The sequence below is a fragment of the Actinomadura decatromicini genome (assembly GCF_008121305.1).
GTDB classification, from domain to species: Bacteria; Actinomycetota; Actinomycetes; order Streptosporangiales; family Streptosporangiaceae; genus Spirillospora; species Spirillospora syzygii.
Map to the genome: position 1 here is coordinate 1,264,820 of NZ_VSRQ01000001.1, position 24,316 is coordinate 1,289,135.

Annotated in this window: 19 protein-coding genes; 2 read left to right on the top strand and 17 right to left on the bottom strand. The window is 69.0% G+C overall.

Features of this window, described 5'->3' with window-relative positions:
• Position 1: 1 nt before the first annotated feature.
• The 6 genes from FXF68_RS05145 to FXF68_RS42125 form a co-directional block, all read right to left on the bottom strand.
• Positions 2 to 373, bottom strand: coding sequence for an effector-associated constant component EACC1 (locus FXF68_RS05145; RefSeq protein ID WP_148757701.1), 372 nt, complete (start codon positions 371 to 373; stop codon positions 2 to 4).
• 245 nt (positions 374 to 618) lie between these two features.
• On the bottom strand, positions 619 to 1,605 hold the full coding sequence (locus FXF68_RS05150) for a hypothetical protein (RefSeq protein ID WP_148757702.1): 987 nt from the start codon (positions 1,603 to 1,605) through the stop codon (positions 619 to 621).
• Positions 1,602 to 2,006 (bottom strand): hypothetical protein, encoded by a 405-nt coding sequence (locus FXF68_RS05155; protein ID WP_148757703.1) that lies wholly within the window; start codon positions 2,004 to 2,006, stop codon positions 1,602 to 1,604. Before FXF68_RS05155 ends, FXF68_RS05150 begins: the two co-directional genes overlap by 4 nt.
• Before the next feature lie 25 nt (positions 2,007 to 2,031).
• Complete coding sequence (locus FXF68_RS05160; protein ID WP_187437735.1) at positions 2,032 to 5,709, bottom strand: CHAT domain-containing protein; 3,678 nt, start codon at positions 5,707 to 5,709, stop codon at positions 2,032 to 2,034.
• Between the two features lie 426 nt (positions 5,710 to 6,135).
• The gene (locus FXF68_RS05165; RefSeq protein ID WP_222869803.1) at positions 6,136 to 7,350 is read right to left on the bottom strand and encodes an MFS transporter; all 1,215 of its coding nucleotides are present in this window, start codon (positions 7,348 to 7,350) and stop codon (positions 6,136 to 6,138) included.
• 9 nt (positions 7,351 to 7,359) lie between these two features.
• Positions 7,360 to 7,977, bottom strand: a complete 618-nt coding sequence (locus FXF68_RS42125) for a GNAT family N-acetyltransferase (RefSeq protein ID WP_187437736.1) — start codon at positions 7,975 to 7,977, stop codon at positions 7,360 to 7,362.
• A 252-nt stretch (positions 7,978 to 8,229) separates the two neighbouring features.
• Between FXF68_RS42125 and FXF68_RS05175 the strand changes: the two genes are divergently transcribed.
• Positions 8,230 to 8,949 carry an SDR family oxidoreductase gene (locus FXF68_RS05175; RefSeq protein WP_148757706.1) on the top strand — a complete coding sequence of 240 codons (720 nt, stop codon included), beginning with the start codon at positions 8,230 to 8,232 and terminating at the stop codon, positions 8,947 to 8,949.
• 135 nt (positions 8,950 to 9,084) lie between these two features.
• On the opposite strand, the gene FXF68_RS42130 is transcribed toward FXF68_RS05175, so the two are convergent.
• The 11 genes from FXF68_RS42130 to FXF68_RS05230 all read right to left on the bottom strand — a co-directional run bounded on the left by FXF68_RS42130 (position 9,085) and on the right by FXF68_RS05230 (position 22,578).
• Entirely contained in the window at positions 9,085 to 9,639 is a 555-nt protein-coding gene (locus FXF68_RS42130; protein ID WP_187437737.1) for a hypothetical protein, read from the bottom strand.
• A 5-nt stretch (positions 9,640 to 9,644) separates the two neighbouring features.
• Positions 9,645 to 10,247 carry a hypothetical protein gene (locus tag FXF68_RS05185; protein ID WP_222869804.1) on the bottom strand — a complete coding sequence of 201 codons (603 nt, stop codon included), beginning with the start codon at positions 10,245 to 10,247 and terminating at the stop codon, positions 9,645 to 9,647.
• Positions 10,248 to 10,361: 114 nt separating this feature from the next.
• On the bottom strand, positions 10,362 to 10,985 hold the full coding sequence (locus FXF68_RS05190; protein WP_148757707.1) for a hypothetical protein: 624 nt from the start codon (positions 10,983 to 10,985) through the stop codon (positions 10,362 to 10,364).
• Positions 10,986 to 10,993: 8 nt separating this feature from the next.
• A complete protein-coding gene (locus FXF68_RS05195; RefSeq protein ID WP_148757708.1) occupies positions 10,994 to 11,803 on the bottom strand; it encodes a hypothetical protein in 810 nt (269 codons plus the stop codon).
• Positions 11,803 to 12,660, bottom strand: coding sequence for an ABC transporter ATP-binding protein (locus FXF68_RS05200; RefSeq protein WP_148757709.1), 858 nt, complete (start codon positions 12,658 to 12,660; stop codon positions 11,803 to 11,805). The genes FXF68_RS05195 and FXF68_RS05200 overlap by 1 nt, the downstream gene beginning before the upstream one ends.
• Positions 12,657 to 13,478 (bottom strand): zf-HC2 domain-containing protein, encoded by an 822-nt coding sequence (locus FXF68_RS05205; RefSeq protein ID WP_148757710.1) that lies wholly within the window; start codon positions 13,476 to 13,478, stop codon positions 12,657 to 12,659. Before FXF68_RS05205 ends, FXF68_RS05200 begins: the two co-directional genes overlap by 4 nt.
• Before the next feature lie 13 nt (positions 13,479 to 13,491).
• Complete coding sequence (locus tag FXF68_RS05210) at positions 13,492 to 14,031, bottom strand: RNA polymerase sigma factor (protein WP_148757711.1); 540 nt, start codon at positions 14,029 to 14,031, stop codon at positions 13,492 to 13,494.
• A gap of 196 nt (positions 14,032 to 14,227) precedes the next feature.
• Positions 14,228 to 19,321, bottom strand: a complete 5,094-nt coding sequence (locus tag FXF68_RS05215; protein WP_148757712.1) for an SAV_2336 N-terminal domain-related protein — start codon at positions 19,319 to 19,321, stop codon at positions 14,228 to 14,230.
• A gap of 2 nt (positions 19,322 to 19,323) precedes the next feature.
• Positions 19,324 to 20,307: an AAA family ATPase gene (locus FXF68_RS05220; protein ID WP_148757713.1), complete on the bottom strand. Its 984-nt coding sequence runs from the start codon at positions 20,305 to 20,307 to the stop codon at positions 19,324 to 19,326.
• Entirely contained in the window at positions 20,304 to 22,202 is a 1,899-nt protein-coding gene (locus FXF68_RS05225) for a VMAP-C domain-containing protein (RefSeq protein ID WP_148757714.1), read from the bottom strand. The genes FXF68_RS05220 and FXF68_RS05225 overlap by 4 nt, the downstream gene beginning before the upstream one ends.
• A gap of 7 nt (positions 22,203 to 22,209) precedes the next feature.
• Complete coding sequence (locus FXF68_RS05230; protein WP_148757715.1) at positions 22,210 to 22,578, bottom strand: CU044_2847 family protein; 369 nt, start codon at positions 22,576 to 22,578, stop codon at positions 22,210 to 22,212.
• Positions 22,579 to 23,624: 1,046 nt separating this feature from the next.
• On the opposite strand from FXF68_RS05230, the gene FXF68_RS05240 reads away from it, so the two are divergent.
• Entirely contained in the window at positions 23,625 to 24,302 is a 678-nt protein-coding gene (locus FXF68_RS05240) for a hypothetical protein (protein WP_148757716.1), read from the top strand.
• Positions 24,303 to 24,316: the final 14 nt, after the last annotated feature.

Sequence of the window (24,316 nt, forward strand, 5' to 3'; positions counted from 1 at the left end):
CTCAGCCGGTGCCGTGCTTCGCGAGGAAGATCTCTAGAAGACGTTCCTGCTCTTCCAGCGAGATATTGCTCAGCTTGATGCTGTCGCCGGCGATGCTCAGTTCCACGCTACGCGCCCTGGATCTCCGCAACCACCCTCGTACGGCCCGCACGATCGGCAAGACCATCCCCGGACCGGCCTTGACCAGCAACTGTCCGACCGCGGCTGCCTCGAGCCCACGCGTGCCGGGCGGCGCTTTCCCTTCCACCACGGGCTCTAATGCATCGACGTCCAACAACGCGAGTTCCTCGCTCAACTCACTCCGGAGCGAGTCCAACTCTTCCGCATCGCCATCGGTGACTACACCGATCAGCACCTCGACATTGAGCCCCACAGGGCCAGAGCATACGCACCACCCACCACTTGCGGACAGAAAAGCCCCTGGTGAGGCCCATTCCGGCCAGCGGACGAGGCTGAAACCCTCCGCGTCGCCGCCGCCGAAGAATGGCGTGCTCTCATGCCTCCTGTGGTCAGCTGATCTTGCGCCGGAGCCCGTCCCGCGGCCCCGGGAAATTCGCCGGAGTTTCGTTCCGTTGCCCGCAGCTCGGCGCTCCTCCAGACGCGGAATCTCGTCCGGCGCTAGGCCTGTTGGGTCGGGTCGTTGTTCTCGCCTGTGTGGAGGTAATGGAGGTCAGCCGGTACGCCTTGGCGCCACATGTCGCATAGAGCCCGATTGACTGTCGCCTCCCTCGCCGGGTCCGTCGGCAGTGGCATGTGGAGGGCCTTCAGGAGGTCGAACCTGTGGAGGTCGAACGCGACGTGCACGACCTCGGCATAGGCGTGCGCGGCCTGCACCGTCCCCGCGTGGGCCAGTGCCGCCATACCGAGCGGAATGAGCGAGAGCAGCTGCCACCAGCCGGTACCCAGGAGCAAGGCCGTGCCGATGACGGTGACGAGGGCCGAGGTGACGGCCAGCCGGGCGGCGGCGTCGAGCATGTCGCGCCTGTCGTCGACGAGGGCGCGGGTGCGGTCACTGAGCTGGGGATACAGGCGAGGCCAGGCGATCACGCCGTCGAGGCCGTAGGTGCGGCCCGCGGTGTCCTCCATCGCCGCGAGGATGTTGCCCAGCCGCGTCGGGCGGACGAGGTGGTCCGACATGGGGAAGGAGCGTCTGAGCTGTGCCCCCAGTTGCCCCGCGCGCTGGAGGACGGCAGGGGATGGCGCTTCGGGAGCGGCCGCGGACCCTGCGGTTTCGGGGTCGGCCGACGCCGGAAGTTCGGCGGCGCGTTCGAGACGGTGCTTGCGGCGTAGCTGCCGTCCGCGGGCGACCCCGCTGCCCAGCAGGCGTGGCCACCGGCCCTCCAAGGTGCGCACCATCGCCATCTGCAATGGTGCGGCGAGCACCGCGACCAGCAGGATCGTCAGGATGATCAGCGTGAGCTGCCCGAGTCCGAGCGTGCTCGCCGTACGCCAGACCCGGCCGAAGTCCAGCGGACCGCCCGGGGCTCCGGCCCACACCAGGGTCAGCAGGTACCACGCGGCGGCGAAGGTCGGCAGGTAGCCGACCAGGGCGAACCTGCTGGACAGCGACTCCGAGGGCGGCTTGGCGAGGTCCTGGGGGTTCACTTCCGCAGCACCATGGAACCGTGCTCCGCATTCGCGCAAGCCGGTATCGCGCGTTCGTCATAGAAGGTGCGGAAGACCTGGTGGTCACATTGGGAGCATTGAAAGCGAAGGAGGCGGTATTGCGTCGACTCTCCGGGCTGGCTCGCCCGGTCAGCGTCACCGACAGAGCGAGTGACGCCGGGGAACCTGTCAGAAAGAAATGCCCGCGAGGTTGTGCCGAGTTGCCGTTCTGCCATATTCAGGGCCACGGTCGTGACGGTGGCGTCGCGCTGCAGCACTTCTTCGAGTGCGTTCGCCGCGACGAACAGGGATGAGCCGGGAGGAAGGCACAGGACGGTCCTCGGCCGCTGGGCCGGTGGCTCGGGGTCGAGCAGATCGTCGAACTCGGATGTCGCGCTCATCGAATGCCTTTCCGATGCAATGCCGTCACGCTCCTATGTGAATGTAGGGCGCCCAGATCTCTGGCTGGTCGGGGTACCGATCGTGCAGCCACACGACTGCCGCGTCGAGCGCCGCGGCGGTATCGTTTACGCCCAAACGGCCTTCGCCCGCCAGGACCTGATACACCCGCTCCGCCACGGCGCTGGAATCGCGGTCGCTCACCGCCCACAGTGAGGCGATGACATTCCGGTATCCGGCCAGGTTCAGCGCGCCCGCGAGATGCATCGCTTCGTCGATGAGCCCGATCCCGCCCACGGCGGTATCGCAGGCCGACAGATAGGCGAGCCCGCCGCGTCTTGGACGGGCAGCGGCGATGTCACGAACGGTGAGCCGGGTTCCGTCCCACAATTCGATTCCTCCGTTGCCCGGGTCGTCCATGTCCTGGCGACCGTGACAGGCGAAATGCACCCAGTCGTGGTCCTCAAGGGCCGCGCGGACGTTGGCGCGCGTCGCCTGCGGGCCGATGAGCTGGGCGACTTCGGCGAGCGGCGCCAGGTACCTCGCGACGATGCCGGCCTCTTCCTCCGCGTGCGGCAGCGCGCGCAACCCGGGTGTTTCCGGCAAAGCCACGGCCAGTGCGGAGACCCTTCGTTTCGCTGCCCCGGCTTGGTTCCTCGATCTGATCAGCGCGGACAGCGTGGGCGTATAGGAGGAGATGACCCGGTCGATGACGGCGCCGGGAGCAGGCGAATCCGCCCCGTGGTCACCGGCCGCGTGCAAGGGAAGGAAGGCGAGCGGGCCGACGGGGCACCACCAGACCCGCGGCTTCGATCGCCCTTCGGGCGGCGGGCCCAGATGCCCCAGAAAGCGCAGCACCGGCTCGGCGGCATAGCGCCACAGGAACTTCATCGCCGATTGGACGTTCCCGCGCATGGCGATCGTCCCGGCGAGGCCCATCGCGGGCGAATAGCGGACGGTCGAGACGAAGCCTTCACAGAACTGCAGGATCAGCTCGGCGGTGAGGTTCGGCAACGGCACCACGCTGACGCCCTCGCTGGTCACGACGAGTGCGTCGCAACGTCGCCGGCTTACATTGACCAGTATCGCCGGTCCGTCCGCTGCGGCCTCGGTGAATTCGGTGAAGCGAGTCGGCGCGAGGAAGTTCTCCAGTCCGGGAATACTTCGTGCCCGGGTGAGGAGATCGTCCCATTCAGCGGCCAGGCGTGCTCGTTCGTCCCTGTGCCTGCCCGCAATGGAAGAAGAAGTATCCGTTACGTGTGGATAGCTTGGAGCGACGGCAATGGGCAAGCCGCCGACTTCCGGTTCGGCAGTGTCCAACAGGTTGCGGACCAGAGCCATTCGGGCCGCCAGTTCCGGGGCGGCACTTTCGAGCTCGGAAAGATCACCTCGGATCTGCAGCGAACGGTCGGCCAAGACCGATCGCCCCTGTTCCAGGAGCTCCACGGCCTTCTCCGGCAGTCCGAGCTCGATGGCGCATGCGGCGGCATCGGCCGCCAGCCCGGCCCATTCACTCAGCCTTCGTTCCTGTGTGGCCTGGTCCACACCGTGCCACGCCACAAGAGGAAGCAGGCTCACGGCGAGGGTGAAGGCCCGCAGCTCCGCATCATGCCTTCCCAGACGCTCGCTGATTTGAGCGCAGCGGACCGCTGCCAGCATTCTTCCGTGGACGTCGGTGAAAGGGATTTCCGCGGCCGCCTGAAAAGACTCGGCCGCTTCGGTCAGGTCACGGTCGTCGGCCACCCGGTCGAATCTCATCTGCAGGACGGCGCCGAGGCCGAACAGCGCCTTCCCACGGTCGGTGTCGTCCGGGGAGAGGGCGGCGACCTGCTGCCTTCGCGGCTCGATCAGCTCATCGAGCTCCTCCCCGCGGCTGCTCCTCGCACGGCTGAGCGCCGCGCTCATGACGTCCAGGAGATCAGCGTGGTAGGGATCGTCTTCGGTGAGTCCCGCCGATGCCTCCCGGCATATGCGCAGCGCTTCCTCCCGGTCGGCCTCCTGGCCAGGGAGCGCGGACCGGACAATAAGGGCGCTGGCGAACTCGGCGATCAGTCGAGTGCGGAGAGGGCTACCGGGTGGACATTCATCCATCGCCCGGCGCGCAAAATGTATCGCTTCCCGCAGATCCGCTTCTTCACCGAACTCCATGTAGCGGAGTCGCAGGACGTTCGCCAGGTTGCTCGTGATGGTCACGCGCCCGACCTCGTCGGGAGCCCCGACGGAGGCGGCTCGCCGGGCCAGGCCGACGGCGTCCTCAAGGTCTGCTCGCTGGCCCGTACGGAGATATCTGAGCACGAGCGCCGTCTGGAGATTCGCGAACAGGCCTCCCGCGTCGGGTACGGCGGCGGGCCCGACCTCGACGGCCTGGCGGGCCGTCTCGATCGCCTTGTCGAGATCGTCCGGACGGCCGGCCCGTTCGAATCTGAGTAGCAGCGCCCCCGCAAGCCCGCTCAGCAGAGTGCCCATGTCCGGATGGCCGTTGGGAATGGTCTCCCGCATGTCATGGAAGGCATCGATGACCGCGTCATTGTCGGCCATTCGCCTGGTACCGGCAGCCTGGCGCAGCAGGCACGTACACCAACTGAGCCGGATCTTGACGAGTTCGGCGGCGTCCACCCGGGGCGTGTCCAGCGCCTGCCGGAGCAGGTTCCGCCCCTCGGTCAGATCTGCCGCCTGCCCGGTATTGTCGTAGCGAAGAAGCAGGGCGTTGGCGAGCGTCCGCAACCGATGCGCGAGGTTCTCGTGGCCGGGCGGGGTCAGCTCCAGTGCCTCGCGTCCCACCGCGATGGACTCGTCGAGCATTTCGGCACGGCCACTGCTCTGAGAATAGATGCGCAGAGTCGAGGCCATGTTGGCGAGCAGGAGCGCCCGGTCCGGATGGCCCGCTGGAGCGAGTTCCAGCCCGTTCCGGTGCGCCTTGACCGCCTCGTCGAGATCGGTCTGATCACCCGAGTGCTCGAAACTGTTCTCCAGCAGAATTCCCAGGCGAGAACAGTACAGAGGAAGGCCGGGATCTGTGTCGGGCGCGCTCTGCACAGACGCCCTGGCCGCCCGCACCCCCTCCGCGATGTCCGCCGGTGACCTCGTGATCTCGTGACGCGCCGACAGCGCCGTGGCCAGTCCCGACAGGCATGCCGACCGGTCCGGTCCGTCACCGGGCGCCGCGGCCAGGGCGTCCCGGTACACCTGCACCGCCTTGTCGGAATCATTCGGGTCGCCGCGATGTTCACCGCGAATCCTCCAGGCCTGCCCGAGATCACATAAGGTCCCGGGCAGTTCTGGATGCCCGGTCGGCAGGACCGAGGCGGCCTCGGCGAAATGCGCGATCGCGGCGTCCAGTCTGCCGAGGTCCCCACCGCTCTCGAACGCCCGAATCTCCACCATGGCGGCTTCGCCGAAGACCGCGGCCCGCTGGCCCTGAATCGCCTCGTCGGCGGAGGCCAGCAATGTGCGGATCAGCGGCGGTATCCGCTCGGGGAACTCCTCCTGCACCATCCCGAAGAGGGCCAGGGTGGCGCGCAGGTCATCGCCTACCTGGGCCGACGGGAGCATCCGGTATCTCGCGTAGTGCAGCAGGCCCACGGTGGTGAACACCTCTGGATCGGCGACCACCGGATTGGCCTGGGCGAACGCCTGCCCCATCAATTGAGCGGCCTCTCGCAATACTTCCGGATCCTGCAGAGGTGCCGGATCTTCTGTTTCCAAGCACCTCGTGATCCTGGCCATCAGGCTCGCTAACAGTCGATCCCGCACCAGCCGACCTCACTTTCCGGGCGCCTGATACCGAAACCATCCCGACGACGAGCAGACCCTGTTTCCGGCAAAGCGCGCCGCGTCCAGGGGACGGTGCCGTGCTGCGGCGAAGCGGGGGGCGGCGAACAAGCGGCCTGCCTCCGGCGCTGAAGGTCCAACCAAGGCCACGGGCACAATGGTTGCAGAGTTCGTCCGCCACGAGATGGCATATTTACATGGAAGCAACGCGCATTGGCTGGCGGCGGGCGTGCTGGTACGGAGGCCTGTAGTGGTCAAGCAGCCGACGGCCGGAGGCATGGAGGGGCGTGGGCCGTCCCTCAATCGATGATGTGGGCCAGATCGGGGATCAAATGCCCGACGTGGAGCACCTGAATCAGATCACTGCGGGCTCGCTGCGCGAGACGGCATGCGGTGGGCCAGTTCGGACGCGGCCAGGCCCAGGACGACGCATCCGGCGGCGGCCCAGGGCAGCGCCGCGGGTCCGAAGCCGTCCAGGACCAGGCCGCCGGTGCCGCCGGCCAGGGCCGCGGAGGCGTAGACGGCGGCGGCGTTCAGCGCCACCGCCAGCGGGGCCGAGTGCGGCGCGGCCGCGATCAGGCGGTGCTGCTGGGGGACGGTGGTGCTCCAGGCGGTGAATCCGCACGCCGCCATCAACACCGCCGCGGCGGCCGGGCCGAGGGAGATGGCGGCGGAGGCCAGGGCCAGACAGGCCGCCAGGGCGCCGGTGACCACGGCGATCACCCGGCGGGGGCCGAACCGGTCGGCCCAGGCGGCGGTGACCAGCACACCGGTGGTGGCCGCCAAGCCGCCGACCAGCAGCAGCACCGCCAAGGAGGCGGCGTCCCCGCCGGTGGCCGGGGACAGGATCACCGCGATGTAGGTGTGGAACAGGTAGTTCCCGATGGAGATCGCCACGGTGGTGGCGAGCAGGGCCGTCACCCGCCGGTCGCCCAGCGGCGCCAGCCGCGTCCGCAGGCCGATCCGGGGCGGTGGTGGGACGGGCGGAAGCCACAGGGCGAGGGCCGCCGCGGCCAGCCCGGCCAGCAGCGCGGTCAGCCACATGGTGGTCCGCCAGCTGATCATTCCTCCCAGCAGCGTCCCCGCCGGGACGCCCAGCGCGGTGGCCGAGACCAGTCCGACGAGCACATACGACAGTGCCCGCGCCCGGTGCCGGGGTGCGGTCAGGGTCGTGGCCGCGGCCGCGGCGGCGGGGGTGAACAGGGCGGCGCCGGCGGCGGCCGGGAGGCGGGTGGCCAGCAGCGCGCCGTAGGAGGGGGCCAGGGCGGTGGCGGCGTTGCCGGCCGTCAGCACCAGAAGTCCGGTCAACAGCGCGCGGCGACGCGGCCAGGCGCCGGTCAGCGTGGCCAGGACCGGTGCCAGCACCGCATAGGACAGGCAGAACACCGTCACCGACTGGGCGGCGGCGGCGATGCCGACGTGCAGCGAGGTGGCGATGCTCGGGAGCACGCCCGCGACGACGAAGGCGTCGGTGCCCACGGCGAACGTGCCGAGCGCCAGCACCAGCACGCGGATCGGGACCGTCCGGTGGCGCGGCGGGACGACCCCGTCGGTTGCGGGATGAGTGACTTCCATGAGGTCGCGTCAGGCTTCGGCGAGCGCCGAGGGTGGCCGCTCCCCGCGAGCATGGCGTTGGCGTTGGCGCTCCATCAGTCTCACCAGCCTGCTGGCGCGCCACTGGTGGTCCACCAGACTGAACAGCTTGTCATCGCGCCAACTGCCGTTCTTGCAGGCGTACTCGGGAATCGTGCCGACCAGTGCCGCTCCGGCCGCCAGGGCGAGCCTCTCCACCGCTGTGTTGTCCACCGTGCAGGTGAGCGTCAGCCGGTGCCGGTTCAGGCTTCCGAAGACCAGTTCGCAGACCAGGGCGAAGCCCTCCACAGCGGCGCCCGTCCGCTGGTGTTCGGGCAGGAGGCTGGACGAATGGGAGAAGGCGCTGCGATGCCGCTCCAGATCGACGGCGGTGGTACCGATCATCACGTCGTCCCGGCGCCGTACGACCGCCATACGGTAGGAACGGCGCGGTCGCTCCTGCGCGTCGCGGCGGGCCTGATCGAGCAGCGCGGCGCATTCTCGTTCCGTTCGTACCTCACTGCTCATGTCCGCCATGACGGTCGGATCTCCCCAAATCCGCGTCAAGGTCGCCAGGTCGGCGGCGGTCAGATCCCTCAACCGCAGGGTGGGCCCCTCGCTGAGGACCACGGGGGGACCGGCCAAAGTGTGCATGAGTTCATCTTTCTGGGAGTCATTGCACTCCTTCAACACTCTCCGCGACCATCCTCTCACGCTCTGTGGAGTGCTCGGCCAAGGCGCATCGCAAGAGCCGTCGCATGGGCCGAGGCGGGCCGTCGCCACCCGGGCCGCCGCGACGCGCCTCGTCGGTTTCCTGGGTGCGTGTCTCCCCTGAGGAGCCCGGCCTGTCTCGGCCGTCCAGGGTCGGCCAGTGTCGACGGCATGAACAATCGCAAGATCATTCTCGTGACCGGGGCAAGCAGCGGGATCGGCGAGGCCATTGCCGCCCGCCTTGTAGATCAGGGACATCAGGTGGTCGCGGGCGCCCGTCGCGTCGACCGCCTCAAGGAACTGGCCGAACGGACAGGGCCCGGCCTGCACCCGGTGGGCCTCGACGTCACCGAGCGGACGTCCGTCGAGGCGTTCGTCCAAGAGGCTCAGGATCGTTTCGGACGAGTCGACGTTCTCATCGGCAACGCCGGGGTCATGCCGCTGTCGCGGCTCGACGCCGGGCTGGTCCAGCAATGGGACCGGATGATCGACGTGAACGTCCGCGGGCTCCTGCACAGCGTCGCCGCGGTCCTGCCCCGTTTCGAGGCCCAGGGATCGGGCCACTTCGTCACGATCGCGAGCGTCGGCGCGCACCAGGTCTCGCCGACGGCCGCCGTCTACTGCGCCACCAAGTACGCGGCGTGGGCTATTACCGAGGGCCTGCGGCTAGAGAGCGACCCCTCGATTCGGGTGACCACCGTTTCGCCCGGGGTCGTCACCTCCGAGCTGGCCGATTCCATCACCGATCCCACTGCGGCGGAGGCCATGCGCGCCTACCGCGCCCACGCCATCGACCCCTCGGCCATCGCCGACGCCGTCGCCTACGCCCTCTCCCAACCGGCGGACGTCGACGTGAACGAGATCGTCGTGCGCCCGGTCGGCCAGCGCTGAAACGAATCCACGGCGATGCCCGGCGACTGCCACCACTACGCCGGACAGCCCGGAACCGGCATCGGTGACCGGTCCGGGCTGTGTCAGTCGTGCTCGGCGGTGCCGCGGCACGGTGCCGCGGCTCGGTGGTGCGGGTCAGGCGTCGATGACCTGGTTCAGCAGGTCACGGTAGCCGCGCAGTGCGAGGCGGAGTCGTTCGGTGTCCGACTTCTCCTGGTCGTCGCGGCCTTCGGTGAGCGTCTGCCGGTGCGCGGCTATCGCACGTCCGAGCGCGTCCACGGCGTCGGACGCGAGCTTGTCCGCCTGGCGAACGGCCCCGCCCGGGTCGTCGACGAACGCGGCCTGCACGCTGTGCCACCGCTGCCGGAACCGCTCCGCCTCGGCCGGGTCGAGCAGCCGCGCCCGATCCTTCGCCGGTTCCGACGTCTCAGCCCGTCCGGGCGTCTTCACCGGTTCCGGCGTCTCAGCCCGTCCGGACGTCTCCACCGGTCCGGACGTCTCCGCCGATCCGGCCGCCGGAACCGCCGCCGGTGCCCGTGTCGGCGCCGGTGCCCGGCCGGCGGAAGGGGGCGGGGATGACGGTGCGGTGGGGGCCTCGACGACCGGCGGCTTCGGGGCGGACGCGGATCCTGCGACGTGCGTGTCGCCGGCCGTGCCCGGCGCCGTGTCGACGGGTCGCTTGTGCTCCATCGGGGTCAGCTCCTCGTGGTCCGGTCGTCGCCGCGTCGCGCCGTCCCGGCGGCGGCTTCGTGCCCGGTCGGCTCGCCGGGCGCGGCGAGCAGTTCCTCGAACAGGGCGCGGTAGTGCACCATCGCCTGCCGCAGGTCCTCGGTGGACGCCTGCTTGGCGGCGGCCTTCCCGCTGATCGCGTGGGCGTTCCGGTAGTGGTCCATCGTGCGGCCGTGCTCGACGGAGAGGTGCGCGACCTTCTCCTCGAAGCCGCGGGTCGGGTAGCCGCGCTCGCTCATCACCACGGTGACGAGGCGGTCGGCCTCCTCGACCGCGGCGTCCGGGGCGTCGACGAAGCGCTCCTGCACGCGGAGCCATTGCTCGCGGTACTGCTCGCGCCGGGCCGGGTCGAGGTCGCGCAGATCGAGCTCCTCGTGGCGGCGCTCGCGGGAGAGCAGCTCCCGCTCGGCCGCCGCCCGGCCGCCCGTACGCTCCACGGTGCGGTCGTACTCTGGGCCGAACCGCTGCCTGAGCCGCCGCGTGCGGGACGCGTTCCGGGCCAAGAACGCGGCCGTGACCAGGGCGGCCACGACGATGACGGCGATGATGACCCATATCGCGGTCGACATGGTGGTTCCTCCAAGGTGCGCCGGATCGTACGGGAACGCGGATGCCCGGAAACCGGCGTTCAAAACAAACGGCCATGAACAGGTCACGTGCCGGTCAGGGGTGGCGCGACCCGGTCAGCCTTCGGGGCGCCAGCGCGCGGCCGGATCGCGCATCGCGGCTATGAGCACGCAGATCGCGGTGACGAGAATGCCCGACCATCGCAGATGAGCCGGAGTCCATTGTGCTCCGGAGCCGACCAGCATTGGCGCCTGCGGAATCGACGCCGCGAGCAAGAGCGCGGCCAGGAGCGCGGGCGCGGTGATGACGCCGGGGTGCTCGAATCCGTGGCGACGGCCCCAAGCGGCCACCGCCCAGATCACGGTGAGTGCGGCGGCGAGCTCGACCGTGAGGCCGACGCCGAGGGCCCATCGGTCCTCGGCCGGTGCAGAGGGGAGGTAGCGGGCGAGCATGACCGTCCATGATGGGACGACAACGGCGACGGCGAAGCCGATGCGCAGCCAGAGTCGGCGGGCCAGACTGTACGGGCTGGCCTGCAAGGTAACCGCCGCGCCGTCGTCGAGCACGTACCCGCTCCCCAGCGCCAGCAGCAGGCCCAGCACGCGCAGGTCTCCGATGACGTCGTGCGTGCCGCCGCGGCGAGCCGCCAGGAACGCCGCGACGGCGGCGGCGCCGGTCGCGAAGGGCGCCAGGCGCACGCTGCGCACCAGGTGGCCGCTGCGGACGAGTTCCCACGCCACGGACGGTGTCATCGCAGTTGGAGCCAGCCGAGGACGAGAGTGGCGGCCATGACCGGCACACCGACGAGGGCCAGCCGCGGCCACTGCGCGCGATCGCGGTAGACGGCGGCGATGGCGGCGCATGCGCAGAGTCCGGCCAGGTAGGCGGCATGCAGCCACGGTTCGCCCGGCACCGGCGCCTGTCCCTCGAAGGGGGTGCCCGTCGTCCACCACATCCACCAGATGCCGGAGTCGAACCGCCTGAACAGGACGAGACCGCCCAGGGTCGCGGCGAGGAAGGTGACCAGCACGCCGCCCGCGAACGGCAGCCAGCGGGCGGCGAGGACGCCGAGCAGCCCGGCCCCGGCGAGGACGAACGGAAGCTGGGCGAGTTCGCCGGCAGTCCGCACGTCCTCGGGCGGGATGTCCTTGACGCTGTCGATGAGAGCCATGGCACCCGCCCCGACGGCGCCGACTCCGGCCAGAGGGAGCGCGACGCCCAGACTCATCGCCCACGTCCGGCGCGTGTCCGTGGTCGGTGTGACGTTCAGCATCTCCTCGGCCCGGCTACGGCGCGCGCCGCTGGCGACCAGGTTCGCCGAGAAGAGGACGAATATCGGCCCGAAGAACGTGACGGTGATGAAAATGGTGCCGTACCAGTAGCCGGCGTCCCGGCCGCCGCTGGCCGAGTCGAAGGCGGTGGTCACGATGACGACGACGGGTACCAGCCACAGGACGGGATGCCGGACGAGGCGGCGCGCCTCCCGGCCGATCAGCGGCGCCAAGCGACGGGAGACGACCACGACCGGGCCGGTGGCGACGGATTCGGCAGCGTCCATTAGCGAGTCACCTCCAGCGAGGGTTCGCTCATGAGCAGGAGGTACGCGTCCTCCAGCGTGGGCGGGATCAGTTCGACGCCCTCAGGTGGGTCGCCGACGTTGCGGTAGGCGCCATCGCCGGTGCGCCATGCCGTGAGCGCGGCGGGCGACCGTTGCGTGTCCGTCCACACGCGTCCCGCGGCCTGGGCGGTCAGCTCGGCGGGCGTGCCGACGAATCGGGCCCGGCCCTGGTGGATCACGGCGATCCTGCTGCACAGGGCGGTGATGTCCTCCGTCTGGTGACTGGACATGACCACCGTGCGCCCCTCCCCCGCCTGAGAGATCATCTCTCGGAACCGCAGCCGCTGCTCGGGATCGAGGCCGACCGTCGGCTCATCGAGGACGAGCAGGTCCGGATCCCCGAGCAGCGCCTGAGCCAACCCGACCCGCCGCCGCATTCCGCCGGAAAGGGCACGGATCCGCCTCGCGCTGACGGACTCCAACCCTGTCAACGCGACGACCCGGCGGACTTCGTCGTGCCGGGTCCGCCGGTCGGTCATCTCCTTCAGAATCGCCACGTAGTCGATGAACTCGAAGACCGTGAACCCCCGATGGAAACCGGCGTCCTGCGGCAGGTAGCCGAGGCGTCGGCGGATCCACGTACGGTCTGCGGGACGGGCCGGGTCGCGTCCCAGCAGAGTCACCGTGCCCTGATCCGGCACCAGAACGGTGGCGATCATCCGGAGCAGAGTCGTCTTTCCCGCCCCGTTCGGTCCGAGCAGTCCGGTCACTCCTGGGCCGGCTTCGAGGTCGACGCTGTCCAGCGCCTTCGTCCGGCCGAAGGACTTGGTCGCGCCATGCACGCTTACTGTGGTCATGCGCTTCTTCCCAGCCTGATCGTGATGGTGTTCCGGGTGGCGGCGAGCCAGGCGCCGCAGCCGATGGCCCCGGCGAGCCAGAAGATCTGGGCTCCGATACCGAACGCGACGCCGAGGTGACCGGCGACCGTGGCCGGAGCGGTCACCAGCACCCACGCCGCAGCGACGACGCCGACCGCGACGACGGGCGTCATGCGGGAGGTCAGAGCCAGCGCGGTGCAGATGAGCCCGGCCGTGGGCAGGAGCCAGGCGGCGGCCGGCCACTTCGAGCCGGGCAGTGCGAGCCCGGCCGCGGCCACGATCGGCACGGTGACCGCCAAGACCGCGGCCGTGCGTATCAGCAGCAATCGCAGCCCCGAGTACGGCGCGGCGAGCCCGATCTCCCGGGTCGGGTCGAGGCCGCCCGCGAAGGCCACCGCGACACCCGCCAGCGGCCCGAGCGGCGCGACCACGAGGAACATCTGGAGGAAGCGCTCATCGGCCTGAGCCGCCCAGGCCGCGAGCGCGAGCACGCCCGCGACGGCCAGCAGCCACGGCCCCCGCAGGGTCGGCGTCACGGCCACGAGGCGCGCCGTCGACTCGCCGACGCCGAGCCGGGAGAGCATCCGCTCGGGCCAGGTCCGCCGAGGCGCGTCGACCCGGTCGACCACCTCATGCCAGATCTCCTCTACCCGCCGAGCATCCACATGGGACGCGATCACGTCCCGGCAAGCCGCGCATTTCACCAGATGCGCCTCGGCGGACGCGGCGAGCACCGGCGAAGCGTCCCCCTGCGAATACCGGCGGAGCGAATCCTGGTCCAGGTGCCAACCGGTCATCCCGACCTCCCCGTCATGCCAGCCGCTCCCGCAGCAGAGCGCGGGCGCGCATCATCCGTGTCTTGACCGTGCCGGGCGGAATCCCGAGCAACCGGGCGGCCTCCCGCGTCGTCAGCCCATCCAGGACGGTCGCCTGCACAACGGCCCGAAGCTCCGGCGACAGGCTCGCCAGCGCCGCCCCCACGTCCCCGTACTGGACGGCGAGCAGCACGTGCTCCTCGGCCGAGGTCTCGACGCCCGCGAACTCCGTCAGCTCGTCGGTCGGCGGCCTGCTCCGCCGCAGCGCGTCGACCAGACGGCGGATGCCGATCCCCCAGATCCACGCGGCCACCTCGCCCCGGCGATCCCACTTCCCGGCCGACCGCCAGACCGCCACGAAGGTGTCCTGCACGACCTCGTCGACGAGCTCCGGCGACGAGCACCGCCGTCCAAGGCGCACCAACAACCACGGCAGGTGCCGCCGATACAGCTCGGCGAACGCCTCCCTGTCGCCGTCGGCGATCGCCGCGAGGAGCTGGGAATCCTCCCGCCGATCCGGCGGCCGCGTCACCATGCGCGCCCAGCCGGTATCCCAACCGCCACCGGCATGCTGGCCAGGGGCCGTCGCGCCACCCACGTGGCCCTACGATCGAGACAACTCCCGTCCACGCCTTGTAGGTCGCACCGAGCGGGCCAAACGGTTCACCGCACTGATTCGCCGGGACCGGCAAGTACTCTCTGAATGCGCCGTGGACCGTCTGCGCTGGATTTCAGGCTCGCGGAGCGAGAGCGGCCTTGAGGTTCTCGATGGCCATCGCCCAGGTCCATTTCTCCGCGAGGACGCGCCGGATCTCGGTCGCGCGGTCGAACGCGGCCTCCCGGTCGTCCAGGACGTTCTGAATCCTGCGGGCCCATTCCTCGGTGCTGTCCGCGTCGCTCCTGCGAGTGGGGACGATGAGGTGCCGCGCCTCCTCCTTGAGGAGGTCGGTGAGGAGGAGTGCCAGCCCACTCTTGCTGCTCACCAAGACGGGTGTTCCGGCGCCGATGGCCTCTACCCCGACCAGCCCGAATCCCTCCGTCCTTGACGGCATGAGCACCAGGCTCGCCGCGCTCAGATCGTCAGCGAGCCATTGCCCGTCCGGCGAATCGCCCCGCACGATCACCCCCAACGCCGGATGGTCGGACCAATCCATGATCTTTTGCCGCAGTTCGGCGGACGAGTCCTCGGGGGCGCCGCGGACGACCAGTTCGACCTCGTTCGCGGGCCGGGCATCCCGTAGCGCCGCGGCGACCTGGTCGAGGGCGCGCGCGGCCAGGTCGATGCCTTCCAGTTCAGCGTTCCCGCCGCGTCGGTACAGCAGCACCCGCGGCCTTCCGCGAGGAGGGTCGCGGGGAGTGAGGTCGGCGGCGTCGAATCCGGGGTTCAGGCACGCCAGCGGCGCGTTTCCCTGCGAGTCCACTATGCGGGCGTACTGTCTGTGCAGGCGGTTACCCACGGCGAAGCTCTGGTAGGCGCTGCGGGCGAATGCCACCTCGATCCGCATGCGCTGCTCGGCCGGTTTCCTAACATTTCTGCCGTCCTCGTCGCGGGCGAGTTCGAACCAGTCGATCTCCTGCGGCGCGAAGTGGATGAAATGCAGCCGCTTGGCCCTCGGGAAACGGTCGTCTTGGGCCAAGGCGGCCTGGCCCGTGTCGAGTCCATGGCCGATGATGAAGTCCGGCTCAAGGTCTTCGAAGCCCTCCGGGCGGTTCTCCAGTACCGCAAACTCCGAGGCTGTTCGTTCGCTCGCCGGGCCGACGAGCGCGACGCCGGAATCGGCCGCGTCCGTGATCTCCTCCGGCCTGGGGTTGGGCGTCATGCAGAACACGCGCATTCCGGAGCGGGCCAGCGCGGCGCAGAGCTGCCGGTTGAAAGTGCTCAGCCCGCCGTGGCTCGACGACCATTCCGTCGCCACGGCGAGGACGACCTGCCTCTGGTCACCGCCGTTGTCGAGATTGGAGTCGTCCAGGACGCGCGGCCCGTACTGCGGACGCCTCACACTCTCTGGCAACCCGGTGACCGCCGCCGGAAGAATCGGTGTGATGAATGAAGGAGTGGCCTCACCGGGGATCGCCACGCGGGTGTCCCATTCGGTCAGCAGCACCGCTCTGATCTCTTCTGCCGTGGTCGGCGGGTGCGCCGTTCCGAGGTAAATGCCGAGAAAGCGGGACGCCTCGTCCAGTTCCCCGCTCTGCAAGGCCGCGAGCGCCCGCAGCCACGCCTTCCCCTCACGGAGTTCCGACCTGTGCGAGGCACGCTGGCTGCCCGGGATACGCGCTTCCTGCAACACGGTCAGCCCGGCCGCAGGATCGCCGTCACCGATTCGGCCGATCGCCTCGAAAACGGGGAAATGCAGGTACGGCTTCGGAAACGCCGTCCTGCTCTGCCGCGCCAGGTCCGCCGACTCGCGCCACTTTCCCTGGTGCTGGAGCAGCAGGATTTCGGCCAGCCGCGCCTGGTAGTCGAGGACGCCCGAACTCTTGAGCCAGTCGCGGGTGCGGCGCAGCAGGTCGTCGGACGGCTCGGCCGCCGCGTACAGCACCGCCTGATCGGCCAGACGGCGCTGATCCGCCGGTTTGGCCTCCGCGCAGCCCTTGCGCAGTTCCGCCACCGCTTCCTCGACCCGTTCCTGCGCGGTGAGGCAAATGCTCAACTGCATGTACACGGCGAACCTCTGCTCACCGACATACGGCTTGTGGGCCAACGCCCGGCGGCCGACCTCCTCAGCGTCGGCGAAGCCCCTGACCTCGGTCACGAGCTTCATCCACATGACCCACGGAACCGCCGAACCGGTCGGCCAGCCCGTCGCCGCCCGCTCGGCGTGCGAAAGCGCCCGCTCGCCGTCCTGCGAGTCGCCGGTCTCGCGGAACCGTTCCTGGAGCAGCCGCGCCATGTGGTACTCCACGCCCGGCGCCCCCGGCTCCACCAAGTACTCGGCCAGCAGGCCGATGCGCGCGTCACGCTCCCACGCCGACTCCGGAACGATATGGCGTTTGTCTCCGCCGTAACGCCGTTCGATCTCCGCGCGCGCGACCGCGATCGCGGCGGTCAGTTCCCGGTCCGCGCCCGCCTCCCGCAGATGGAAGAACGCACCGGAAAGGGCGAGGGCCTGCTCCTCGGCGCCGGACCGCTTGAGCCTGCCCGCGTACCACTGCCCGGCCGCGCGATGCGCTGAACGCCACGCCCGCTCGTCCCGGCGCAGATACTCGTTCTCGACTTCCCTCACAGCCGGATGCAACCGATATGTGAGACGCTTGTCCTGCGTCGGCTCTATGAGATACCGATAGCCAAACTCCCAGATCGAATCCTTGGAATCACCCACCAGCGCTTGGGCCAGTTCCAGTTCGAATCCCGCCGACAGGATCGACAGCCTGCGCAGCGCGTCCCGCTGATCATTGGCCAGCCCTTCGGTGGCCTTGGCCACCAGCCCGCGCTCGATCCACTCGACGAGTTCTCCCTCGAGATTCTCCCCGGTGGGAGGGCCGAGCAACTCGTCCAATGTGAAGCGGCGCAAAAGGGAACCCAGCAAATGCAGGACGCGGGGGTTCTGGCCAAGCCGCTTCACGATCTCCGTTCTGCGGGACTCGGGGAACCTGGCCGCCGCGTCCGCCGTCTCGAGGTGCCCCAAGACGATGCCCACGCCCTCGTCCACCTCTGGAGTCGGCAGTCCGACCCTATGAAAAGGCTGGGCCCACAGGGAGTCGAGATGCTGGTTGGAAACCAGCCACAAGCCGCCCTCGTGCCCAGGCGTCCGCGCCAACGCCGCCAGCGCCGACCCGAACGGCTCCCGCGGCCGTTTCTCCGCGTCCAGCAGCCGTTGGAACTCGTCGATCACCACGAGCACCTGTGCGTCCAGCAACGCGCGCACCACAGCCTTGAACCCGTGCTCCGGCACGATCCGCGGCGCGACGGCGTCACGGGCCGGGAGGACCAGCCCGTCGACCAGCAGGCCCACTAGATCCTGCTCCATATCGGTCGAACGCTCCGGGACGTCGATGCTGACGACCGGCCTTCCGAGCTCATTCAAATACCGGCTCAGCAGCGGTTTCACCAACCGCAGGGACTTGCCGGCCCCGGAGATCCCGGTGATCACCGCCGCGCCGCGATGCGCCCACAGTTCGTGCGCGACTTCCCGCCGCCGCCCGCCACCGAGATCTGGAACAGCGTCATAGGGCTCGGTCGTACGGCGGGTTCCGGCTTGCGGAGCCGATTCGTCTCCGTCCGGTGGCGCCTCCACCAAGGACGCATAGTCGCCGCCGAGTCGTCGCAGAACCTCGGCGGGAAAGGAGGCGAACGGCCGGCCCGACGGCTCCAGAGCCTCGTCGCCGCCTCCTCCGGGCAGCGGCAGCACGGCGTGGGTGGTGCGGGTCCCGCCGATCCGGGTCGTGATGAAGTCATTGATCTCTTCGGCGACGCGGACGGCTTCGGATCGGCGTACGGTGCCGAGCAGGACGCTCCGGATTCCGTCGTCGAAGTCGTACTGAGTCTGCTCGGGATCAGAGGTCGACTCGCTCACGATGCGCAGCAGGCCGCTGTCGAAGACCTCCGCGAGGTGGGAGAGGTTGCTCTCCGGCAACATCAGGCGTTGGACAATTCGCATCACCGGAAGTGTGAGCGGCACGACCGAGAAGTATCCGGCCAGTTTGTAGGCCTGCGGTGACGCCGACTTGAACCGGACGACCCGCTCGGTGGGGGTAGTGCCGACAGGGCCCTCGTCCACTACAGGATCGGTGAGACGAGGGTTCTCTCCCGTCCACATGACGATGCCGTCGATGCCTTCTGGGGCACTCCCCGCTACGAGTCGGGCCCAGGGCGCGAGCCAATCAGAGTCGATCTGGAGAACGGGCACGGGGATTCCCCGAGGGCGGCGAGTTCCTACCAGTGGACGCCGACGTGGCGTCACCTGAAGTCGAGAATTCGGCAGCCCCCGCTCGACCAAATGCATCCTCGCAGGCCTCGTCACCGGCCCTGTGCGCTTCCACAGCCGTTGCGGAAGCGGCTGGAGGATCGTCAACGGACCGCTGCGGCCCCATCGCTGGAGGAGCTCATAGATCGATCCTGTTTGCCATTTCGCGTCGACACAATCGCTGATCACGCAGATCATCTGGTGGCCGGTCGGGTCGATCAGCTCGCGCGGATCGCACGGCGGACCATCGAGGCCGAGCCTGGAGCGGAGGCTGAGCCTTCCATTCGGCTCAGTGTGAAGGTACCGCAGACGAATGTCGCGAAAGGCCCCGAGGCGCTCGGTCAGGTCCCGCAGTTCGCGAACGAGCGACTGCCACATGGCCATGGACGGGCTGACGTCCGCGACCAAGGTCAGGGTGAGCCAGCGCCGCGGTTCGGGCACCATCACCGGCAACCTCAGCCGGTCGGTGGCGATGCGTTCGGCGGTCGCCTCCTCGTCGAGGACGGGATTCCGATCGTCCGGCACCTGGAACTTCAACGGCCGCAGGGCGCGCAGAATGTTGAGGCCGTCCGGCAAGGGCGAGACCGTTGGGGAACGCACCGTGACCGCGGAGGTCCCCGTGCCTTTGCTCCGCTGTGCCGCCGGGTAAAGGTCGGCCGTCGGCGCCGCGGGACCCTGCCGTTCCGCCGCCTCGGAGAACTCCGCCGCAGCCGCCGGATCGGAAGGCGGCGTACTCGGCCGGTCGGCCAGCGACGGCGGTGGCTGTGGTTCCGGCCGAAATTCGAGGTGTGCCGCGGCGAGGGAATCCGTTTCCGCGGAGCCGATCTTTACGGCAAGCCAGAGCGCTTCGGCGACTTCGTGCTCGTTCGCCTCGATGCCCAAGGCTCCGAGAGCCTCGAGGAAACGCTCCAGCGACATCGTCAGTCCACCGTGTTCCGCAGATGCTCCAGCAGCTTCAGCGCAACCTGGGTGAGATCGGTTCCGGAGTTGCGGGCGGCTTCGAATCTCAGGTAGACGGCGTTCAGGAGTTGATCGGTCGCCAGTTCGCCGCGGCGCTGCCGCTCCACGAACTGCTGCAGGAGATCCTCACTCTCATGGCTCATTTCCGCGCCGAGCCGAGCTCGTACGATTTCGGCCAGGTGGCTCCGGCTGGGCGGGTCTATCCGCAGGGGCACGCAACGGCGGCGGAAGGCGGCCGGAAACTCGCGTTCCGCGTTACTGGTGAGCACGATCACCGGGAAGGCGTTGCAACGCACCAGGCCGCCTCGCACGGGCACGCGGCCGACGCCGTCCGCGGTGGCCACGTCGATCTCCGGCCGGTCGTGCGCGATCCGGACCAGCTCGGGTATCCGGTACTCGCCTTCTTCGAGGATGGTCAGCAGGTCGTTGGGCAGGTCGATGTCGCTCTTGTCGATCTCGTCGACCAGCAGGACCCGGGGCCGGGTGCGCGGTAGCAGCGCCGTGCCGAGCGGGCCCAGGGTCAGGTAGCGGCCGATGTCGTTGTCGGCGCCGGGCTCCTTGAGCTCGATGTCGTACAGCCGGCTGATCGGGTCGTAGGTGTACAGGCCGTCCTTGAGCGTCGTGCGGCTGGTGATCGGCCAGCGCAGCACTGGCCCCAGGCCCAGTTCGTAGGCGATCGCCAGCGCCAGGGTCGACTTCCCCACGCCGGGATTGCCCGTGACAAGCAGTGGTCTGCGCAGGTAGAGGGCCGCGTTGACGAGGTCGAGGGTCTCCGGGACGGTCTGGAAGGCGCGGGCCCGCCGCTCGTCGATCTCACGCCACTCCGGCAGCCCGCCCGCCAGGACGGGGCCGCCGTCGAAGGCGCGCCAATCGAGCGGCGGCGGGAGCCGCGCATAGTCGTCGTGCGGCTTGCCGACGCCGCGAAAGATCCGCCATTCGGTCATGCGAGCCCTCCTTGGGGGCCGGCCAGTACCGCGCTGTCTGGATCGGGCCGGGTCGGGTCCTCCCAGAGCAGCGTCAGCCCGCGGCCGTGATGTTCGGTCCCCTCGCCGTGTGCCTGCGCCTCGGCGCGGAGCTCTCTCACGATGCGCGGAAGCCCGCGCATCGATCGGTTCGCGAGCCATTTCTTCAACGCCTCGTGCAGCCTGTCCCCCGTGCACGGATGTGCCAGCAGGTCGTCACCATCGCCGTTCGAGTGCTCCAGCAGCGCAGAGCCGACGCCGGGGCGACCGTGGAGATGCTCGGGGCAGGGGCGGCGATGCCAGACAAGGGCGGGCAGGCCGGCTTCACATGCGGCCTCAAGGACGAACTGCCCGGGTGGATCAGCCGGCTGATGGGGGAGCATCAGAACGGTGTGGTCCGCGACATTCTGGAACTTGGCATAGAACTGGCCGATGTCGCCGGTGTCTCGACAGCTCACCCATTCGGCGACGGGCTCCTGACATTGCAGCGTCCGCCAGCGGCGCCTGCACTGAAGCAGCGCGTCCTGGGAGCGATCGCTAATACGTAGTACCACCGGGAACTGGGTGCCGAGTTTCTTGAACGGCTTGTCGAGATACCATTCGTCCACCGCCCCCTCCTGCTTGCACAGGAAGTCGAACGGGAGGGCGAACTCTAGGACGACGTCCTCGACTTCGCTGGCCGCGCCGCCCGGTCCCGACTCGACCAACTCCTGTAAAGCCTTGCTGATCACCGGCCGGATCCGCTCACGGATCCGCTCGATCGTGCTCGGTTTGTCGTCGCAGTACACCATGGAGGGCGGCCGGCGCACGTCACGGTACGTCCATATCGACGGCAGAAGTTTCTGATCGTCGCTCCCCGCCGTCGAAAGGCGGATCTGGATGAGGGCCGTTCGCGCGTCCGTACTGGACGCGATTCCGCCGCCCTTGCCGGAGGGTTCCGCGCCGTACCGATCGGCGGACGAAAATCCCGGACCGGAGGCGACGACCTCTTTCCTGAGCCGGTCGAGAGGCGACGGCCCTTCACTCGGCAGCAGCGAGTCCGCGACCTCGCGGATGAGGTCCTCCGCCGTCAGTATCGGCTCATCGGGCAACGGGCGAAGCCCGTCGAAGACGCGGTCGTACAGGTCGTGACAGCGCATCTGAATGAACCGCAGGTAGGGGCGGAGTTCTCTGAGAGCCTCCGCGATCAGCCTCTCCCGCGGCAGGACGGCGGCGCGGAGCCGGCTCCACCGCGGCTCGACGGGCGGCTCGGTCGCCCATACCTCCGGGAAGGAACTTCGGATGGCGGTGGCCGGTGTACCGAGTCCGCCATGCGGAAAACCCAACTTGCGGGCCGTCGTCAGGATGCCGCAGATCGCCCCGCGCTCGGGGTCGAGGATCGGTCCGCCGGACATGCCTGCCGCGAACTCCCCCTCCGCGAGGGCGAGCCACGAGTTCGTCGAACTGCTGAGGGGGGCGTCGTAGTTCACCCACACGCCCCCTAACTCAGACTCATCCCACCCATAGATGTCCTTGAACCCCGTCGCATACAGAAGCGAATGGTCGTCCGGAAGCTCGTTGCTCAGCGGCACGTATGGATGAGCTTCAGGCGGCCAATCCAGAGAGATCAAGGCCAGGTCGGGGAAGTCCCAGAGAGTCTTTCCTGAATTCTCGGACGGCACCATGCGCACGGATCCGGCATAGAACCCCCCGTTCCAGCAGATTTCAGCCCGATCCGTGATCGCGTGTCCTGAACCGTTTTTCGGGCCCAGGACATGCGCACAAGTCAGCACCTTGCCGGGTGCCACCAGAAATCCGCTTCCTCCGCGGACCCTACCGGTCGGCACCTGCACCACGCACGAGTCCACGTACCGGGCCAGCGCGGTGTTGCTGCCCATGCCTGAATCAAGGGGTGGACGGCTCGCCGTTGCCACCCTTTTTCCATTCGAGTCGCACTTTGAGGGTCGCCTTGCCCTCCCCGTCGACCAGCAGGCAGACGACCCGCGAGTTCTTGACCGCCAACTCGAACCCGAACTCGACCTCGGCGACGTCCGGTTCCACGGCCTTGACGGCGCGATGCACATCCGCCGCGACCCCGCGCAGCGCGGACGTCACGGAAGAGAACGAGAGCGCTTCCTTGACCCCGATATTCGAGGGACCCTCATCAAGGCCGTCAGGATCGACCTGGGAGGCTCGCACCAGGACGCTGCCCCCGTCGGGCAGGTCAAGCTCAACGAAGCATGCGTCCGCCCCGCGCCCTTCATCTTGGCTCATGACAACCATGGTGCGGCACGAATTAGGTCACCCGCAGCCCAAATGGCATTTCTGTCAAGATCATAGGTCGCGGCGGCAGGCGGGAGCCTTATCAAGGGTCCATGGCCAAACTCTGGTGGTGGCTGAACGTATATGCATAGTCACGTAATGTAGACGACATCAGCCGCTGTTCGACGTCAACGAGACTCTGAGCGACATGTCCCCGCTCCGAGCCCGGTTCGAGGACGTCCACGCGCCCGGTCACCTGGCCGCCACCTGGTTCGCCGGGGTATTGCGGGACGGTTTCGCGCTCACCGCCCAGGCGCCCGCCGCGCCGGTCTCCAAGCCGCCTGGCTCACGCGCGGAGCGATCGCCTATCCCCCGATGCTGACGCCCCCGATCCGGACAGCGCCGGACCTGCGCCAACTGGGCCACGACCTCGTCCCGGCCGTTGACTGAGACCCGGCTCCAGCAGGCGATCAACACTTGCGCCGGGCGCTCGACGACGCCACGTTCGGCGAATTGAGTAGAACCCTAGACGGTAGACGCTGCAGATAATTGCGCGTTCCAGGAATGCGAAGACGCCGCCGCCACAGCGCGCCCCGGCCCCGTCGTGTTCTCGCTCAGCGACGGGCCGAGTACCGACGCCGGCCCTGACGGCTGCCGTTCCCGGCAGCGGCGTGGCATCGGTCACCTCGCCGACTAATGCGCTTTACCCGGCGCTAAGAACACGCTAAAGTGACCCTTGGTGTGCCGGGAAGTCTGGTCGGCAAATGTAAGACGTGTCGTTAGTGGCGCGTCTCCGACCAGGAGAGGCCGATGAGCCGAGACGAGCACACCCTCCAGGGACAGCCGCCGCGACGAGTCGTGCCGCCCTTCCCTCTGCTCCGTTCCCGCCCGCCCGGGCCGCAGCCCCCGGTCGCCTTCGCTTTCCTTTTCCCTGATAGCAGGTGACCGTTCCGGTCACCTGCCCGCTTCCTGAGCGACTCGCTCTTTCCTTTCTTCACGGCGCGCGTTCGACGCCCGCGGTTGGTTGATCGCGCCGTCAGACAGAAAGTCTGTTCACCATGGTCGAATTCTTTGATGCTGCGCTTGGTTTTCCGACGGCGCTGTTCAGTTTCGCGCTGTTGGTGGTCGCCGGGTATTGGACCGTGGTCCTGCTCGGCGGCCTCGGGATCGACGCCCTCGACACCGATGCCGATACAGGGGCCGGCGTCGAGGTCGAGGGCGGCGGGTTCCTCGGGGCGGCGGGGCTCGGCGGCGTCCCGGCGACGGTGACGCTGTCGCTGGTGATCGGCCTGGCATGGTTCGTGAGCCTCGCGGGCTCGGTCCTGGTGGGCGACACCGGCGGCGCGGCGGTGCACGCGCTGCTCTCGATCGCGGTGCTGCTCGTCGCGCTGACGGGGGCGTGGCTGTGCACGCGAGGGTTGGTCCGCCCCCTGCGCCGGGTGTTCCAGGGCGCGGCGCAACCGTCCCGGCGTGACTTCGTGGGCGAGATGTGCGTCATCCGCACCGGGCGCGTCGGGCCGGACTTCGGCCAGGCCGAAGTGACCTCGGCGGACGGGTCGTCGGCGATCGTGCAGGTCCGGCAGCCGAGCGCGGACGTGCCCGTGGCGGGCCCGGCGGGCGGCACCGGCCTCACGGCGGGCAGCACCGCGCTGATCTTCGACTACGACCCGGTCGCCGAATGCTTCCTGGTGATGCCGTACGAGGCGCCGCCCCGCCCGGACGATCCGGCCGCCTGATCCGCACCTCCTCC